At 40.2% G+C, this 17,095-nt stretch carries 13 protein-coding genes and 2 pseudogenes; 4 read left to right on the top strand and 11 right to left on the bottom strand.

What is annotated here, in order from left to right; genetic code table 11:
• Positions 1-176: 176 nt before the first annotated feature.
• Positions 177-1,838, top strand: coding sequence for a uroporphyrinogen-III C-methyltransferase (gene cobA, locus BJP37_RS18725; RefSeq protein ID WP_075900988.1), 1,662 nt, complete (start codon positions 177-179; stop codon positions 1,836-1,838).
• A gap of 285 nt (positions 1,839-2,123) precedes the next feature.
• On the opposite strand, the gene BJP37_RS18720 is transcribed toward cobA, so the two are convergent.
• From BJP37_RS18720 to BJP37_RS18705, 4 genes and pseudogenes are all read right to left on the bottom strand, one after another.
• Entirely contained in the window at positions 2,124-3,110 is a 987-nt protein-coding gene (locus BJP37_RS18720) for a methyltransferase (protein WP_075900986.1), read from the bottom strand.
• Between the two features lie 68 nt (positions 3,111-3,178).
• Positions 3,179-3,913 (bottom strand): sulfotransferase-like domain-containing protein, encoded by a 735-nt coding sequence (locus BJP37_RS18715; protein WP_269087026.1) that lies wholly within the window; start codon positions 3,911-3,913, stop codon positions 3,179-3,181.
• A 95-nt stretch (positions 3,914-4,008) separates the two neighbouring features.
• Positions 4,009-4,830: a phytanoyl-CoA dioxygenase family protein gene (locus BJP37_RS18710; RefSeq protein WP_075900982.1), complete on the bottom strand. Its 822-nt coding sequence runs from the start codon at positions 4,828-4,830 to the stop codon at positions 4,009-4,011.
• Between the two features lie 443 nt (positions 4,831-5,273).
• Positions 5,274-5,468, bottom strand: a pseudogene (locus BJP37_RS18705) (hypothetical protein); the annotation flags it as partial.
• 224 nt (positions 5,469-5,692) lie between these two features.
• Between BJP37_RS18705 and BJP37_RS18700 the strand changes: the two are divergent.
• A complete protein-coding gene (locus tag BJP37_RS18700; protein WP_075900978.1) occupies positions 5,693-6,004 on the top strand; it encodes a hypothetical protein in 312 nt (103 codons plus the stop codon).
• 426 nt (positions 6,005-6,430) lie between these two features.
• Here the strand turns inward: BJP37_RS18700 and sfsA are convergent, their stop codons facing one another.
• Both sfsA and BJP37_RS18690 read right to left on the bottom strand, forming a co-directional pair.
• A complete protein-coding gene (gene sfsA, locus BJP37_RS18695) occupies positions 6,431-7,162 on the bottom strand; it encodes a DNA/RNA nuclease SfsA (protein WP_075900976.1) in 732 nt (243 codons plus the stop codon).
• 456 nt (positions 7,163-7,618) lie between these two features.
• Complete coding sequence (locus BJP37_RS18690; RefSeq protein WP_075906244.1) at positions 7,619-8,467, bottom strand: alpha/beta fold hydrolase; 849 nt, start codon at positions 8,465-8,467, stop codon at positions 7,619-7,621.
• Between the two features lie 411 nt (positions 8,468-8,878).
• On the opposite strand from BJP37_RS18690, the gene BJP37_RS18685 reads away from it, so the two are divergent.
• A complete protein-coding gene (locus tag BJP37_RS18685; protein WP_075900974.1) occupies positions 8,879-9,283 on the top strand; it encodes an acyl-CoA thioesterase in 405 nt (134 codons plus the stop codon).
• A gap of 115 nt (positions 9,284-9,398) precedes the next feature.
• Here BJP37_RS18685 and BJP37_RS39525 read toward each other — a convergent pair whose 3' ends face one another.
• A complete protein-coding gene (locus BJP37_RS39525) occupies positions 9,399-9,536 on the bottom strand; it encodes a hypothetical protein (RefSeq protein WP_158069659.1) in 138 nt (45 codons plus the stop codon).
• A 196-nt stretch (positions 9,537-9,732) separates the two neighbouring features.
• A pseudogene (locus BJP37_RS18680) lies at positions 9,733-9,921 on the bottom strand (hypothetical protein); the annotation flags it as partial.
• 542 nt (positions 9,922-10,463) lie between these two features.
• On the opposite strand from BJP37_RS18680, the gene BJP37_RS18675 reads away from it, so the two are divergent.
• Positions 10,464-12,548: a tetratricopeptide repeat protein gene (locus BJP37_RS18675; RefSeq protein WP_330359441.1), complete on the top strand. Its 2,085-nt coding sequence runs from the start codon at positions 10,464-10,466 to the stop codon at positions 12,546-12,548.
• Here the strand turns inward: BJP37_RS18675 and BJP37_RS18670 are convergent.
• The 3 genes from BJP37_RS18670 to BJP37_RS18660 are packed head-to-tail and all read right to left on the bottom strand — an operon-like array spanning position 12,500 to position 16,934.
• Positions 12,500-13,696, bottom strand: a complete 1,197-nt coding sequence (locus BJP37_RS18670; RefSeq protein WP_198953943.1) for an IS4 family transposase — start codon at positions 13,694-13,696, stop codon at positions 12,500-12,502. The two genes, BJP37_RS18675 and BJP37_RS18670, sit on opposite strands and share 49 nt — an antisense overlap.
• Before the next feature lie 48 nt (positions 13,697-13,744).
• Positions 13,745-14,992, bottom strand: a complete 1,248-nt coding sequence (locus tag BJP37_RS18665) for a tetratricopeptide repeat protein (RefSeq protein WP_081431246.1) — start codon at positions 14,990-14,992, stop codon at positions 13,745-13,747.
• Complete coding sequence (locus BJP37_RS18660; RefSeq protein WP_075900968.1) at positions 14,979-16,934, bottom strand: phosphorylase family protein; 1,956 nt, start codon at positions 16,932-16,934, stop codon at positions 14,979-14,981. The genes BJP37_RS18665 and BJP37_RS18660 overlap by 14 nt, the downstream gene beginning before the upstream one ends.
• Positions 16,935-17,095 lie beyond the last annotated feature (161 nt).

The raw sequence follows: 17,095 nt of genomic DNA, 5'->3' as shown, positions 1-17,095 counted from the left end.
GAGATAGCAGCGCATCGCTATTCTATCTTCTCTATTCCCCTCCTGGGAGGGGTTAGGGGTGGGTTCCTTCTCTATTCCCCTCCTGGGAGGGGTTAGGGGTGGGTTCCTGCTCCCTGCTCCCTGCTCCCTAAAAACCCAGAACTTTGTACCTAACAGCAATTGCAAACCGCTATATAATGACTAATCACAAAAAGGGAAAAATTTACATCGTAGGTGCTGGTCCAGGAGATGTTAACTACTTAACCGTAAGGGGGCAACAACTACTGACTGAAGCTGAAGTGTTGGTCTATGATGCTTTGGTAGATTCCCTTTTATTGCAACTGGTGCCCTGTGATTGTCAACTGTTTGATGTTGGGAAACGGGGTGGACGCCCTTCTACACCCCAAGCTACGATTAACCAACTACTAGTAGACCAATGCCAACAAGGCAAGCAAGTGGTAAGGCTAAAAAGTGGTGACCCGTTTATTTTCGGGCGCTCTAGCTCAGAAATTCAGGCATTGATTGCTGCTGAGTGTCAGTTTGAGGTGATACCAGGCATTTCCTCAGCCCTAGCAGCTCCCTTACTAGCGGGAATTCCTTTAACAGACTCAGTTTTGAGCAAATGCTTTGCGGTTGTCACTGCTCATCAGCCAGAGCAACTAGATTGGGAAGCACTAGCAAGAATTGACACCTTGGCGATTTTAATGGGAGGACGTCATCTAGCAGAAATTGTCCAGCAACTGCAAAACTATGGGCGATCGCATCAGACCCCGATTGCTCTGATTCGGAATGGTGGACGCCCCCAGCAACAGGTTTGGCTGGGTACTTTAAGCACTATTGTAAACCAAACCCTTGGTATCTCCCTCTCACCTGTGGTAATTGTAGTTGGTGAAGTAGTGGGGTTAAGGGCATTTATGGGATTACCTGATCAAGACCAGTTGCAAGACGAGTTGAACAGTCAAGGTTGTCAAGACAAGCATCAACCGGCAACTGAAACTACTAAGCCGCTTACTGGAAAAACCGTCTTAGTTACCCGTTCCGCTAGTCAATCCCAGAAATTTAACCAGCTCCTGGAACAAGAAGGAGCGACTATTATCGAAATGCCCACCTTGGTGATTACTCCTCCTTCCAGTTGGGCTGGATTAGATTATGCGATCGCTAATCTCGCTAACTTCGATTGGTTGATTCTCACCTCTAGCAATGGGGTGGATTACTTTTTTAAACGATTACTGGATAATGGTAAAGATGCCCGTGCTTTAGTCGGGATTAAGATTGCTGTGGTGGGTAAGAAAACTGCTGCGAGTCTGAAACAACACAATTTACAACCGGAATTTATCCCACCAAACTTTGTAGCTGATTCTTTGGTAGAACATTTTCCAGAGTCTTTAACTAACAAACAAGTGCTTTTCCCCCGAGTCGAAACCGGTGGGCGAGAGGTGTTAGTAAAAGAACTAACCGAAAAAGGTGCTCAAGTGGTAGAAGTTGCTGCCTATGAATCTCGTTGTCCAGATTACATGGCTCCTGCTATTTTAGATGCTTGGCAACAGAGAGCAATAGATATTGTTACGTTTGCTAGTTCTAAAACCGTCAAGAATTTTTACAAACTTCTCAAGCAAGCCTTTAACTCTTCAACGGAAACTAACCTACCCCACTCTAATGCCGACAGCGAACAATCTGCACCCTCAAAAACTCTCCATTCCCTTTTAGACAATGTCTGTATCGCTTCCATTGGTCCCCAAACATCCGAAAGCTGTCGCCAGTTGTTAGGCAGAGTAGATGTAGAAGCAGTTGAATATACTTTAGAAGGTTTAACTGAGGCGATTGTAGCATGGGAGACTGAGAGAGGGGGAAAGACATAGGGTGCATCTGATTGGTGGAACAGGCATCAGGCGTGGAACAGGCATCTTGCCTGTTTCAATCCCTACTAAACAGCCTTATTTGCCAGAAATAGGAGTTTTATATCATCTCAGAATAATTACCCTTAATAATAAAAATCTCCCTCGGTGCGCTTTCCGTAGGCGAATTAAATTCGCCACGGGTCGCACCGCTCCCTATCTCCCCATCTCCCCACATTCCCCTCCTGGGAGGGGTTAGGGGTGGGTCCCACCCTCTCCTTAATTATGGGTATTCAAGCAGACTTGATATTAGGGCTTTTCCCCAAGGATGAGAGTTGTTTGTGTAGGCAAAGGAATAACCTTAATATTTTTAAATCCTGTCTTTTCGAGCCATAGGGCAATTTCTTCTTTAGAGCGATTGCCCGATTCGGAATGAAAGCCAATCATTAAGTACAGTTCCATCATTGTACTGCGCAATGACTGCTTAGGATTATCTTCTGGATTTATAAACTCCTGCACGATCAGCAATCCACCTGGCAATAGAGCATCGTAAGCTTTGGACAATAGCCTCAGACATTGCTCCGGAGATATATGACGCAAGACTGCAGAAAGCAGAACAACATCATAGTCCTGATCAAACTCAGTGGTATGAAAATCCGCCGGACATAGGGTAATTCGCTCTTGGAGATTGTATTGCTTCAAGAGGCTGAGGGCGATTTCTAAAGGTTCTTTGAGATCGACAACTACAGCTGTTAAATTAGGATTAGCATTACAAAGAGCAATGCTGTAGCTTCCAGAGCCTCCCCCTAAATCCAGCATTTTACGCCTATTGTTCAGGTTAGTATATTCAGCCAGCACTGCTCCTTGTCCTGCCATAGCTAGGTTATGCCGACCTTTGATATAGCTTGTCCAATAGGTAGCAGCATCAACAAAACCATTCTCAAAGGGAAAATCTGGTCTGCCTTCACGGATGAGCTGGTCTAGATTGCCCCAAGTGTACCAGAAATTGGTAATATGGACTATGTAATCACCTTGATACTCTGGCTTGTTTGGTATTAAAAATTTAGAAGCGACTTGAGAGTTTTTAAAATTACCCTCTTCTTTTTCCAGCAGACCTAATCCAGCACAGGATTCAAGAAAAGCTTGGACAAAACCAGGATTAGCTTTGAGGTGATCGGAGACTTCTAGGGCAGAAATAGGTTGTTCCAGTAAAGGAAATATTCCAAGTTTTATCGCCGCTCTGAGAACCGCAGAGTTCCAGAAGCTAAAACATATATTGTCGATGGTGTCCTTCATTTATACTTATCCTAAATCTACATCCACGTTATTGTCAGATAGTGTTAGAGCTAGTTAAATTGGCCAAATTATACCTCTTGATATAATTTCTCATAAAACGGCAGACAATCTTCCACTATAGGTATTAGGTCATCAGGTATATTGATCGCTTTTTCCTCATAAGGAAGAAAACCGCTAGAATTCCTCACTGTGGAATACCAACTTGGGGCAAAGGATGACAATGATAAGTTTGAGTCTTTTAGTTCAGGTTCCCAACTCAGCATTTTTTCAGAAAATGTTACCTCCAAGTTTGCGCATAACCTTTTCAGAATATCTTTGGGATTTCTGACAAACTCCGTTGAGTCAATAACCAGCGGGGAGTTTCCTGTCAATGCTTTAACGTCTTGAAATATAGTGTAAAGGTCTGCTATGCCGATATCATGGAACGTTACGTTCCCCAAAACTTTGTACCAAGATAAAACGATCTCTTTAGGGTCTCTAATCAAAAAAACGTTATGAAGAGATTTAAGCCAGTCTCTGGAAAATTCCGGGAGAGCATGTTTTGCAATGTGTTTTTGGAATGAAAAAGATGCACTATTGGGTAAACTTCCAGTAATTTGTTGAATTACCTTCTCATAGTTGCTTTCAGTGGATTCAATAATTTCTTGACGATGAGGATGATTGAAACCATGTTTCAACAGGTACGGAGCATAAAATGGTTCATCAAAAATTAGACAACCATCTAACTGTTCAAAAGCTCTCGTCATCAGTGTTGAACGACTTCTCGGGCAAGTCCATAGGGCAATGTGTTTATTTGTTGTCATCCTGTTTATTCCTTTCTCAACTCCAAAATTAGGCATTAGATTAACGCTGCTCAAACAATCTAATTTGTTCTGCTCCCACTCTTTGTTTCAATGGTTTATAGGATTAAGGCTTGGTCTGGTAAAGGTTTGATTGCTCTATAGTCTCGACCAACTAAGAAGTCAGGACGCGGATTGTCTACGGCAATCGGAATATTGTCAATACTATTATAGGTTATAATTGCAATTTTTCTCGAAAATGGAGAAATATTATTAGCTGAGCCATGAACGCAATTAGGATGAAAAAATAACACAGTTCCCGGTTTACCTTTGGGCGCTTCTATTCCATATTTTTCTACTAGCTTTATAATGGTTTGTTCTGGGGTAGTGTATTTAAGGTTGGACTGAAAACTCGATATCCATTTGGAGTCTTCTGAAGCAGCATAATCTTGCTCAATTTGGTTGAGAGAGCTAATTACTCCTTCTTGATGGGAACCAGGAATAAGACAAAGCGGTCCATTGAATTCGTTTACTTCTTCTAGAAAAATAACAACATTTACCGCTCGTGGTGTTGGCATTCCATCTTCTTTTTGCCAAAAGATATAATCTTGATGCCACGGCCATAGATCACCACTAAAGGCAGCTTTGAAGTTAATTTTTAATTGATGTATGTAGACTTGGCTGCCAAGAAGTTGCATGGCTGGCTCAACAATTAGAGCGTTTTTTGATATCTTATCCAAGAAGCCATTTTCAGTTGGATCCTCGTGGATTCCTCTTACTGTCGCTTGATCTTCTTCTAAAACTGTTCCTGGTGTATTTTTCCAAGAAACAGTTGATAATTTAGCTGTTATCGCTTTAATCTGAGCTTTATCAAAAAGATTATCTAACAGTAAAAAACCATTTTCTTGGTAAGTTTTTTGTTGCTCTTCTTGTAGGTACATATCTCAAACTCCGATTTAAATTAACTCAACGACTCCATCGACTGAAGTCGATGGGTTGATTTTCGGACTGAATGTCCTCCACTGGCGAAAGCCGCTTATTATTGTATCAAATCTCTTGAGGATATCCGATACAATAATAAGCCTCCGACTTGAGTCGGAGGTAATTGAAAAAGTAATCCAAAACCTTCGACTAAAGTCGGAGGATGGAAAACATCGACAAAAGTAAGGTTACAATACATGCCTTCGGTAAAAATATTATCATATCCCTTTTATTTGACTTTGCGAAAACATCTGCCATTTCCCAGTTCTAGAGCTGAGAGTATATTAAGCGATCAGCCTCCGGCATGGCTTCCCTCTCCGGCATGGCTTCCCTTACGCCAGATTTTTGTCTAATAACGTTAGGATTCAAGTGTGGAGAGACCGGATGAGGATAGGAGGTTGGGTTAAATCACCCGATTGAGCCATAAGAGTTTGCTCCCGTAGCGTGACCTTCGCTCAAAGAAATCCATCACCGAACCTTCCTGGAAGCGAGAAATTTTGAAGACGGTGAGTAAATTAGCGGTCTGCTCAAAACCTTGGAGATAACGAGAGTTACCACTAACCTTGCCCTTGGTCACTGCCAAAGGTAAAGACCTCTGTACTCTCTCTAAAAATCCCCTTTGCCCGTCTGGGCTTTGGTTTCAGCCTTAACTAAGTGCCATTTGAATTAAATCCTTTTTAATGGAATCCCACAACTAACAAGAAGCCAAAATGGCAAGACAGAAAGAATTTATTTAGATAGATTAATCCTGTCGAAGATTTTACAAGGTTACCTAATTAGGTAATCCCAATAACTCACTTTTTTGAACAGGAGATTTTTCCCATGGATAAGTATCTAACCACTGATTTGGAGTTCATCGCAAATTTGTCAGAGGATGAACTCAAGGAGATTGCAGGAAGCCGAGGCAGATCTAAAGACTTTGGCAAGGGCAAAGTTGATGATGACCGCGATGATGAACGGGATGATCATGACTTTGAGTTTAAATTTGATGACGATGACTTTGACTTTAAATTTAAGTTCACAATACCTAAGCGCTTTGTGCCTAAGAAGAGTCCTTTTGTGATTAAAAAGTTTCCCGTTAACTTTAATCGCGTTTTTGTCTTTAAGCAGGTTTTTACCATTAAGAATCACTAATACTATAGCGTTTGTATCTGGGTTGTGAACATACTCCCAAAGGCCAAGAGGCAAGAGGCAAGAGGCAAGAGGCAAGAGGGGAAAGAGATCCTCACTTTTATTGTCCAATAAAACAAGACCATACAAGTTTACATCTCAAATACAAACGCTATAGTTCAGCTTATGGATGCTAGACTTTAGCTATTTGGGATAAGAGAAGATTACTCAGAAGGCTTAATAGTGGCGTAGTTTGCTAAGGTTGGATTTGATTAAAGATTAGATCAAATCCAGTGTCTTGATGCAGTCGCTCATGGGGATAGACTGCATCGCTACCTAAAATCCCTCTATAGTTAATTAACTCTTGCCTCTTGCCTCTTGCCTCTTGCCTTTACTTAAGGGATTTTATTAACAACTTAAAGACAAATTATATATAACCTACTAACACCCTCAGCACTCAAAGGTTGCTAACCCCAAATAGCGAACTCCTGACGGGGTAATTTCAAAGCGACAAGGCAACACTTCCAAACCATTACTAACTGCTTCTCTTAAGAGTTTACCATAGTCTGGGTCATAGTTATCACCAGGAGAAAAGTGCAAACAATCAGCACGATTAATAAAATAAAGCATCACGGCTCGTGCTTCAGGAAGTAGTGCCATTAGTTCTTGCAGATGTTTTTGTCCACGAGTAGTAACTGTATCAGGGAATAAAGCACGATTCTCTTCAGCTAAGGTAGCACTTTTCACTTCTAAATAAATCGGGCGCTCTGAGCCAGTCAGTAAAAAATCCACGCGGCTTTTCCGTTCTTTTCCGTAACGCACCTCAGGGCGAATTTCGCTGTAGCTGTCCGCTAATTCGGGAATCAGTTTTTGTTCCAACGCTAACTTAATCACTCGATTAGGTAAAGCCGTATTAACCCCTACCCAAGTGGGTTCATTGTCCTTGACCTGAATCATTTCCCAAGTGTATGGTAACTTCCGCTTTGGGTTATCACTATGGGACACTTGTACAGGAGAGCCAATGGTTGAAACTCCGATCATTGGGCCAGTATTGGCGCAGTGAGCAGTAATAATTTCCCCTGATGGCAGTTCAATATCCGCAAGAAAGCGTTTGTAGCGTTTGAGTAAAGTTCCAGCTTTTAGGGGTGGGTAGGAGTAAATCAAGTTATTGTCATTAGTCATGTTATACTTACTAGTTTTTAATGGTTAATTGGTTAAGGGAGTCGGGAATTTAGAATTTAGAATTTAGAATTTAGAATTTAGAATTTAGAATTTAGAATTGTAAGCTATCAGCTTAAGCGCTACGCGAACAGCTTATGGGCATAAGGCACGCTACATCGAACAGCTTTTGAATATAGAAATTCTCTTTCCAATGAGGTACAAAAGGATCCCCCTAAATCCCCCTTAAAAAGGGGGACTTTGAGGTTGATAACTGTACCTATTACATGGAATAAAGGCTATAAAACAGCTAAGCATTCGTTTAATCTATGTTATGGAAAGCTGTTCGCGCAGCGTGAGCCTTTAGCCCACGGCTAATTGCATTAGGTTGAATACTTGTAGAATTCTTAATTCTCCATTCTTAATTCTCCATTCTTAATTCTACATTCTTAATTCTCCATTCTTAATTCTACATTCTGATTACCTTAAAACTTGGGGATTATTGCTAATCCAGCTGTCGATATCTTTTAACACCAGATCGGGAATTTCCCAAGGAAACAAGTGAGCCGTATTTTTATAGCATTGCCATTGGCTATCCTTAAGATGTTTAGCGGTTTCTTTACTTGATGCTGCGGTAATATGGCGATCAGCAGCTCCTGCTAAGACCAGGGAGGGACATTGAATCTGGTGTAAGTCTGGCAAACGGTTATACCCAGCCCTAATGGCAGCGTTGAGTGCTTGTGTAGCCTCTTGGGAGGTCTGTAAATAGGCTGATATGGCGTGCTTGGCAATATACTCGTAGGTGCTGCTTGTGTGTTGTTTGATCAGATACCGAAAAAGCGATCGCTTACCAAAGGTGTCAATATTCCACTGCCATCCTGGTTGTAACCAATTTAAGACACCAGCGATGCCGGTATAGAGATTATCCTGCCAACTAATGGGGGGATGATTACCCCAAGGTCGAGCAGCTGTGGCGATTAAAATTAAACCCGTGACTCTCTGAGGTAGCTTCAGGGCAAGCTCCATGGCCAAAATTCCCCCTAAAGACCAACCTAGTATCAAAAAGCGGTCAATGTTGTAGTAGTCGAGCAGGGATTCCAAGTCAGTCAAGTGGTCGGTCATCTGAAAATCCCGATCAGCTGGACTTTTACCATATCCTCGCAAATCAGGGCTGATAGTCCAGAACCTCTGGGATAGATGTTGGGTAAAAACCGAAACGCACTGACTTGAGGCTGGATGACCGTGAAGGCACAGAATTGGGAATCCTGACCCCTGGAGGTCAGTGTTGAGATATACTGCTGCTTGGTAGTTTTTTTTAATCCCATTCATGTTAATATCATGTGCGGTTGAACAATTATAAATAGTAGGTAATAGGGAACAGGGAACAGGGAACAGGGAACAGGGAACAGGGAACAGGGAACAGGGCATCAGAAGAGAGATTACCTACCAGAAGGAAGCTAGGTTTTTTGATAACTGATTATATGAACATGATATAATCGTTAGTTGCTAATTTACCACTGATATCAATATATCAAGTCTAGAGCGATTTATCACCTAATCAGGTACAAAGAGATCCCCCTAAATCCCCCTTAACAAGGGGGACTTTGAGGCTCATAAGCCTACCTCATAAATGCAATAAACGCTATATCAAGTCTAGTTAATCACTTATCAAATAGTTCTGGGATTTTTGGTAATGGGTAAAGCGACTAACTATCTTTCCCAATCATAAAGTAAAATACTATGGTTTCTTTTACTTATAATCGCACTGTTCGGTTTTCAGATACGGATGCGGCTGGTGTGGTCTATTTTGCTAATGTTTTATCTATCTGTCATGAAGCCTATGAAGCCTCTCTAGATGCATCGGGCATTAATCTCAAGTCTTTTTTCACTAAGCCCGCTGTGGCAATTCCGATTGTTCATGCCAGTGTAGATTTCTTGCGTCCTATGTTTTGTGGGGATCCACTGCTGATTCAGGTGATGCCTGAGCAGTTGAGTGAAAATAAGTTTGAAATTGCTTATCAGGTTGTTACAGCTTCGTCATCGCAACAGTTACTGGCAAAGGCAATTACGAAGCACGTTTGTATTAATGCAATGAGTAGAACTAAAATTCCCTTACCTGAGGAAATAGTGCAATGGCTTGGGTAAGCATTCAGCTATCAGCCATCAGCTTTCAGTTTGCATGGGTAAGCATTCGTTTAATCTGTGTTACGAAACGCTGTGCCGTAGCGTGGCCATAGGCCAAAGAGCTTTATTTTAAGTATTAGGCTGACGGCTGACAGCTGACGGCTGTTGGCGTAGCTTGCGCGTAGCGCATATGCTTACTGGCTAGGGAGTAGGCAATAGGGAAAAAATCCTGTTTACCTGATAGCTCTGAAAAAATCTTTACTAATTTTATCATCCCTTATGATATAGCTGACAGCTGACCGCTGACAGCTGACCGCTTAAACAAAAAATAGCCGTAGAAATACTATCTACGGCTAGCGAGTTCAAGTTTTGATTTATGTCAGAAGAATACCCGAAACTTTCGGATGTGATCCTATACTATCAGACCAAACCCAAGGCCGGGGGGGAAACCCCCCCAGAAAATTAAGGTGTTATGGCAACAACCAATACTTGGTCATGGTAGTTATCACTTCACCCGGCACTTCAGTCGGCTCCAGAGGAGTCCATTCAGCAATCTCGGCATAGCCCAGTGAATAAAACATTTGCATACTATAAATTACTGATTGACGAGGACCTTTGAGAGTGTGCTTAGTAGCTTTTTTCTTGAAGTTCCGAGTAAATTATTCTGACATCTTTCAAAAGTTGAACTTGTGTTTACAATAATTATTGTAATGATTATATTTTTATTTGTCAAGGGTTTATAAAAGCTTTTATAAAATTAATAATTAAGAATTAAAAATTGAAAATTTAGAATTGAGTATTGCCTATTGACTCTTACCTCTTGCCTTTTGCCTCTTGCCTTTTGCCTCTTGCCTCTTGCCATATGAGAAAAAAGTACTCGTTTCTCAGTAACTAGTACTTGTCAGTGAGAAATGGGTACTAGTGAACCAGAAATGGGTACCCGTTTGTTATACAGCAGTACTAGTTAACGAGAAAAGAGTACTGGTATGTGAGAAATGGGTACTTGTTTGTTATACAGCAGTACTAGTTAACGAGAAACGAGTACTGGTATGTGAGAAACGTGTACTGCTTTGCGATAAACGAGTACTCGTTTGCGGTTAATGGATACTCGTGTGTTAGATATTTATACAACACTACCCACTTATGACTTTTTAAGAAAGGCTATAATATTTCAATAAATATTGAACAGCAGTTGATGGCAATGGCTGACAATACATCTGATGCCCAACTTTACTTTCTCTTACAGGTACTACAAGCAACCGTAGACAGTGAGGGTGACGCGCAGGTACTTTACCCATTACTGGCAGCAAATACAGACAAACTGGATGATAGATTAGCAGAACTATTGCGGGCTTGGGCAACAATTAAGCTGGCGGAAGTGGAAGCAGATGAAGCGGAATACTTAGCATTAGTGATTCTCCTTTTCAGTAATCTAATTCAGCAATTTACTTTGGATAATAAAGCCAGCAATATTGACATTATGATCACTGGCTATGAAGTCGCACTAACTGTTTTCACCCGTGAAGCATTTCCCGAAAATTGGGCAATGACACAAAATCATCTCGGTCTTGCTTACTATGACCGAATCAAAGGGGAGAAATTACAGAATATAGAAGAAGCGATCTCTTGTTACCAACAGGCTCTAAAAGTTTATACCTTTGAGGCATTTCCCGAAGGTTGGGCAATGACACAATATAATCTCGGTATTGCTTACAGTAACCGAATCAAAGGGGAGAAATCACAAAACATAGAAGAGGCCATCGCTTATGACCAACAGGCTCTTAGAGTTTTCACCTTTGAGGCATTTCCTGTTGATTGGGCAAGGACACAATATATTCTCGGTAATGCTTACCGTGACCGAATCAAAGGGGAGAAATCACAGAATATTGAAGTTGCCATCGCTTGTTACCAAGAAACTCTTAGAGTATTAACCTTTGAGGCATTTCCTGTTGATTGGGCAATGACACAAAATAATCTAGGTAATGCTTACCATGACCGAATTAAAGGGGAGAAATCACAGAATATAGAAGAAGCGATCGCTTGTTTCCAACAGGCTCTTAGAGTATTAATCTTTGAGAGATTTCCTATTGATTGGGCAATGACACAATATAATCTCGGTCTTGCTTACTATCACCGAATCAAAGGGGAGAAAGAACAGAATATAGAAGAGGCGATCGCTTGTTACCAAGAAGCTCTTAGAGTCAGAACCTTTGAGGGATTTCCTATTGATTGGGCAAAGACACAACATAATCTCGGTGCTGCTTACCGTGACCGAATCAAAGGGGAGAAAGCAGAGAATATAGAAGTTGCCATCCCTTGTTTCCAACAGACTCTTAGAGTATTAACCTTTGAGGCATTTCCCGAAGGTTGGGCAATGACACAAACTAATCTCGGTAATGCTTACTATCACCGAATCAAAGGTGAGAAAGCACAGAATATAGAAAATGCCATCGCTTGTTACCAAGAAGCTCTTAGAGTCAGAACCTTTGAGGCATTTACGATTGATTGGGCAATGACACAACATAATCTCGGTGCTGCTTACCGTGACCGAATCAAAGGTGAGAAAGCACAGAATATAGAAGAGGCCATCGCTTGTTACCAAGAAGCTCTTAGCGTCAGAACTTTTGAGGCATTTCCTGATGATTGGGCAATGACACAAAATAATCTCGGTATTGCTTACTATGACCGAATCAAAGGTGAGAAAGCACAGAATATAGAAGAAGCTATTGCTTGTTACCAACAGGCTCTTAGAGTATCAACCTTTGAGGCATTTCCTGTTGAGTGGGCAACGACACAAAATAATCTCGGTAATGCTTACCGTAACCGAATCAAAGGTGAGAAAGCACAGAATATAGAAGAAGCTATTGCTTGTTATCAACAGGCTCTTATAGTCAGAACCTTTGAAGATTTTCCTGTTGAGTGGGCAAGGATACAAAATAATTTCGGTGCTGCTTACTATGACCGAATCAAAGGTGAGAAACCACAGAATATAGAAGAAGCGATCGCTTCTTTCCAAGAAGCTCTAAAAGTTTATACCTTTGAGGCATTTCCTATTGATTGGGCAAGGACAAAAAATAATCTGGGTATTGCTTACGGTGACCGAATCAAAGGTCATAAAACACAGAATATAGAAGAGGCGATCGCTTGTTACCAACAGGCTCTTAGAGTTTATACCTTTGAAGCTTTTCCCCAAGAGTATCTAGAGACTAAAAATAACCTGACAGGGGGACATAAAGCTTATAACGTACACAGTGCAAACTCTATAGCCCGCTCACCCTTCTTGTAATAATTGAGCCAACGACGGTTAATTTCCAAAAGTTCGTCCACTATTTTTTGGCATAATCCCCTTAAGAAAAGCCACGAATGCTGATGTAGGCCAACATAAAAAGCGCTATGTTGCCGTTGTCCACTTGATTGGGTTTCTGGTCTGACCACATATTTTTGAATTCCCATTCGCTTAATGTGTCGCCCTTGGAGAATCGCACTGGTATAGGCAATCGCCACAATAATCATCAGTTTTGATAGATACTCACCACTCAGTTTAGACCCTTCAAGACTATAGCCTCCCGACTTGAAATCTCGAAACATTTCCTCTATTGAGAATCGTCTTTGGTAAGCTACAATAGCCGGTTCAACATCATCAAAGTTAGTCAAAATATACCAGGGTTCTTTCGTCTTAAATCCCTGGTAAGTCCGCTTCCACTTACAGGCTATATTAAACGTCCCAAATCCTTTTTGTTTCGTCACATGGCAGTCATTAATAAATAGTTTTACTCCTGGTTTAACTCCATAGTCTTTCAACTCCCGAGCCACCTCAGTATCCTGCCAAACAAGGGTATTATTTTTCTGTCTCAAACAAAAGTATGCACCCTCGAAGCTCAGCCAGTTGCCCAGTTTGGGTGAACAAAATTCCCGGTCTCCTAACACCACTACGCTATAGTTGGAGAGTAACCCAAGACTTTTAGCCAAAACAGCCGTTTGCTCATCAAAGTTACTGCTGCCTTTTTTATCCAACAACTCCCAGTAAATCGGCCAGGCACGATGATCATAGATCACGCTAACCATCAAGATATTAATCACCCCCCAACTGGTACGGTCTATCGCTAAATATATCCTATCGTTCGGGTTAAACATCTCTTCTACCAGAGCACTTACGCAGGGAAACCAGATTGTTTCAATATTGAACTGTTTGATGCGCAAAAACCGACGTAATTTCTTTCGACGACTTTCAAATAAAATAGGTAACGGCAGCGCTTCAGCTAACACTTCTAGTTTGACCTGTCTGAGCAATTGTAGGCTGGCAACGACTAAGATTAGTAACAAATACCTGGTGTGATGCAGCTTATTTTGTAGGATTTTCTGGTATGGTTTAGCTATCATTTTTGCTAGATAGGTCAGCATGACTATATTTGACCTATCTTTTTTTTCCTTCATCTGCTGTATCCCTTGCTACACAATGGCTATACCCGCTCTGTCCCCCCGTTAGGTCTGTAACTCTCTGCATTCTTTTTCTAAGGCAAGGTTGAACTTAATTTTCATTTCTAACGCTTCTTGGCAATATTTTTTAGCCATATCAAAATCACCTGTAAGATCATAAGTTTTTGCGATCTCTTTAAGAAGATTAGCAATTTGAACAGAATTTCCACACTTATTAAATATAGATAAAGCTTGCTGAAATCGATCTAAAATTTTTTCTTGTAGCTTTTTAATATTCTCTTTTTCTAATTCTCTTTCACTAATTGCTAAATTAGCTAAAACTTCTGCTTTTTCTAAAATTAATCCCATATCAGATATAAGTTCTAAAGATTGTTCATAGCAATTAATAGCTTCTTTATTTTCCCATTGTTGATGAGAAATCATTCCCTTATATAGTAAGGCTTTAGCTTCTAATTCTTTATTTTCTACTTGTATAGCAATTTTATAACTCTGGTTTTGATATTTTATAGCTTGTTTATAATCTTTGATAAAATAATAAATACAACATAAATTAGTAAGTGCTTCTGCTTGTGCTAAATTATCATCATTCTTTCTGGCAATAGCTAATTGTTGTTGATGGTACTCAAGAGCCATTTCATATTGACCTAAACAAGTTAAGACACTACCTAAACCTGCTAGTGCCATGATTCTTCCTTTATGATTGCTATTTTCAAAAGCAATTTCTGAAACTTGTAAATAGTAATTTGTAGCTTGTTGATACTGACACTGAAATTTAAAATTATTGGCCAAGCCAATTAAAGCAGTAATTTTAGTATCTGGATCAATAATAGTTTTAGATTTTTTTAATTGTTGTTGATAATATTCTCTTGATTGATCCCATTTTCCTAATGCTCTTGTAGCATTTCCTAAACCGTCAATACAAATGGTATCCCAATCTGAATTAATTTTACCTAACAATCTCTGATAAATATCAATTTGTTCTCCATAGTATCCCCAAGTTTTTAGTTGATTATAAAGTGCTTGATTGGTAGGAGTATTAAGAGGAATTGAAATGACTTTGCTAGCTATATCCCATTCTTCTATTTCAGAAAACTGATAAAATGCTTCCAGTAAACCTTTTACTTTTTCTAAATTAGAAGAATTTGAATTAGGAGAATATATTGTTAACCAGTTAATAGCTGATCTATAATGACTGCGTTTTAATGTTGATCTAATATCTTTTATTTTTTTCGGATCAATACCAAGATATGACAAAACTTTGTCACTAGAATATATGAAATTATTCTTCATCATCTAACCCTCTTAAATGTTCCAAAGACAAACTCCTAATCAAATTATGCTGTCTTAATAAATATTGATTATTGTCATCAACAGTTTCCTCAACTAAATATCGATCTCTCAACGCATCCAAAGCCATTTGTTGTCGATCTTCATCAATATCCCAATCTTCCAAATGACTTAACCAAAAATCTTCTGGTACTTCACAGCGATAAACAGAAGACGCACACAACAATAAATAAGCTTCAGGAACTTTCTCTTTTAGCCGATTAAACTCCTTCTCCAGTCTAACTTTTACATTGCGGCGTAATTGGGGAGTGTATTTATGCAAATTAAACTGATCATCTGCAGATGCGGTAATTCCTTTAGTTTTTCCTTCTTCAATGGCTTTTTCAACCTCTTCTACTTCCTTTCCATTCTTATTCCAGTATTCTATAACATTGCCATAAAAAGGACGATTAACAATTTCACCAGCTATTACCCGTAAAGCTAAAGGATGACCTTCATAAGCTCGTCCAATACGTTCTAAATAAGGTTTACCTTCTGCTTCTTCAGTAATATCTAATCCGGTCTTACCAAATAAGGCTAACTGTTCCGGTTCATCTAATCCGCTTAAAGGTTGACAATACCAAAAATTTTGATAACGAGTCCCGATAATCGGAATTTGTGCTGGTAATTCATCCGAGGTTAAAATAAAACAACTTTCACAAGTATCAACAGTTAACCAAGTTTGAAAGAACTTCACCCACCACTCATCTATAAAATCACTCCATCCTTCTTCTTCATTTCCTTGTAAAAGGTTTTCTAAAGAATCAATTTGAATTAAATAACGATTTTCTTGTAAATGCCTTACCAAACGATACATTAACCGTTGAGTGTCCTTAGGGTCATCAGGAGTCACCACTTCACCACATTTTTCTAGTAATCTGGCAGCCACACTCCCAAAATCAGCAGTTTGTTCCTCATTATCAAAATTTTCTTGGAGATAAGAATTCCAATCTTCAAACCAATCTTCTAGTTCAAGGGCTAATCTTTCCCCTAAAGCAGTTTTACCAATTCCTGTAATCCCTAGTAAAATCAACAAGCGACATGACCCTTTAAGTTTATTCGTTAAGTCATTGATTAGACTTTCACGACCTACCCAAGCCTGAACATAAGCAAAAAACTTAGGGGTTTTAGTCTTTTTTATAAGTTCTGTAGCAGCAAGTGCCTGAGCTGGTGAATTCAACTCAAGCTTTGCCAAAACCTCAAACGCAAAAGCACTAGCATGACCAGCAGCTGTTTCTTTATACCCCCCTTCATCTGCTTCACCCTTACCATCAATTAAATCAGAAATACCCCGAATAATTAACGCTGAAACCTGTTGATTAGCATGGGTAGCTTGTAAAATACCACGCCCTTCAATTTCCACAGCTAAAGCATCACCATAATTATGCTGAAGAAACTTAAACAAATCTGACTCTTTATTCGCAACTACTTTTTCTCCCGCTGCTATAGGAGCAACAAATACCTTAGGGCTTGCTGAAGAAGAAAGTCTCTCTAACCAATCTGGTTTTCTAGCTTCAGCCCTTGCCCCTTGAATCATCTTATAAGTTGAAAGTCCTACCTCTGGTCTAGGTCTAAAGGTCTCGGCTACCTTACCAGACTCATAACCATAAACCTTAGTAGCAGCTACCACATCCCCCAGTTTCACATCCTTAATTCCTCCAGCTACCCCCACAAACAGAATCACATCAGGATTAAAATAAGCGATCGCCCTTTCTGCTTCCACCGCTGCCCGGAAATTTCCTGCACCGGTCTCCACAATACCCACCTCCCACTCCTGACCATGACTAGAAAATTTCCCCCTCTCATAAATAGTCCCTTGGGGGTGAATCTCCTCCTTCAAGTCAGTGAGATGGGCACGTACTGCCATGTATTCACTCGGAATTGCTGTGAGGATAACCGCACAAGACATACCTTAAACCTGTTAATTGAATTGATTTACCTTATTTTAGATGATTTCTTTCTTATAGGGAGCAGGGAGCAGGGAGTAGGGAGCAGGGAGCAGGCAAAAAATCAATCTGTGTACTTGATTAATATGAAAACTGCTGTAAGCAGGTGCACAAAATTAATTAC

This window comes from Moorena bouillonii PNG (assembly GCF_001942495.1).
Taxonomy (GTDB): Bacteria; Cyanobacteriota; Cyanobacteriia; order Cyanobacteriales; family Coleofasciculaceae; genus Moorena; species Moorena bouillonii.
This window is presented reverse-complemented; position numbering and strand designations above follow the sequence as displayed.

What these genes read in the sequence shown, in the direction of transcription:
- cobA (WP_075900988.1), top strand. Translation starts at nt 177, where the DNA reads ATGACTAATCACAAAAAGGGAAAAATTTACATCGTAGGTGCTGGTCCA.
- BJP37_RS18720 (WP_075900986.1), bottom strand. Translation starts at nt 3,110, where the DNA reads ATGAAGGACACCATCGACAATATATGTTTTAGCTTCTGGAACTCTGCG.
- BJP37_RS18715 (WP_269087026.1), bottom strand. Translation starts at nt 3,913, where the DNA reads ATGACAACAAATAAACACATTGCCCTATGGACTTGCCCGAGAAGTCGT.
- BJP37_RS18710 (WP_075900982.1), bottom strand. Translation starts at nt 4,830, where the DNA reads ATGTACCTACAAGAAGAGCAACAAAAAACTTACCAAGAAAATGGTTTT.
- BJP37_RS18700 (WP_075900978.1), top strand. Translation starts at nt 5,693, where the DNA reads ATGGATAAGTATCTAACCACTGATTTGGAGTTCATCGCAAATTTGTCA.
- sfsA (WP_075900976.1), bottom strand. Translation starts at nt 7,162, where the DNA reads ATGACTAATGACAATAACTTGATTTACTCCTACCCACCCCTAAAAGCT.
- BJP37_RS18690 (WP_075906244.1), bottom strand. Translation starts at nt 8,467, where the DNA reads ATGAATGGGATTAAAAAAAACTACCAAGCAGCAGTATATCTCAACACT.
- BJP37_RS18685 (WP_075900974.1), top strand. Translation starts at nt 8,879, where the DNA reads ATGGTTTCTTTTACTTATAATCGCACTGTTCGGTTTTCAGATACGGAT.
- BJP37_RS39525 (WP_158069659.1), bottom strand. Translation starts at nt 9,536, where the DNA reads ATGATAAAATTAGTAAAGATTTTTTCAGAGCTATCAGGTAAACAGGAT.
- BJP37_RS18675 (WP_330359441.1), top strand. Translation starts at nt 10,464, where the DNA reads ATGGCTGACAATACATCTGATGCCCAACTTTACTTTCTCTTACAGGTA.
- BJP37_RS18670 (WP_198953943.1), bottom strand. Translation starts at nt 13,696, where the DNA reads ATGAAGGAAAAAAAAGATAGGTCAAATATAGTCATGCTGACCTATCTA.
- BJP37_RS18665 (WP_081431246.1), bottom strand. Translation starts at nt 14,992, where the DNA reads ATGATGAAGAATAATTTCATATATTCTAGTGACAAAGTTTTGTCATAT.
- BJP37_RS18660 (WP_075900968.1), bottom strand. Translation starts at nt 16,934, where the DNA reads ATGTCTTGTGCGGTTATCCTCACAGCAATTCCGAGTGAATACATGGCA.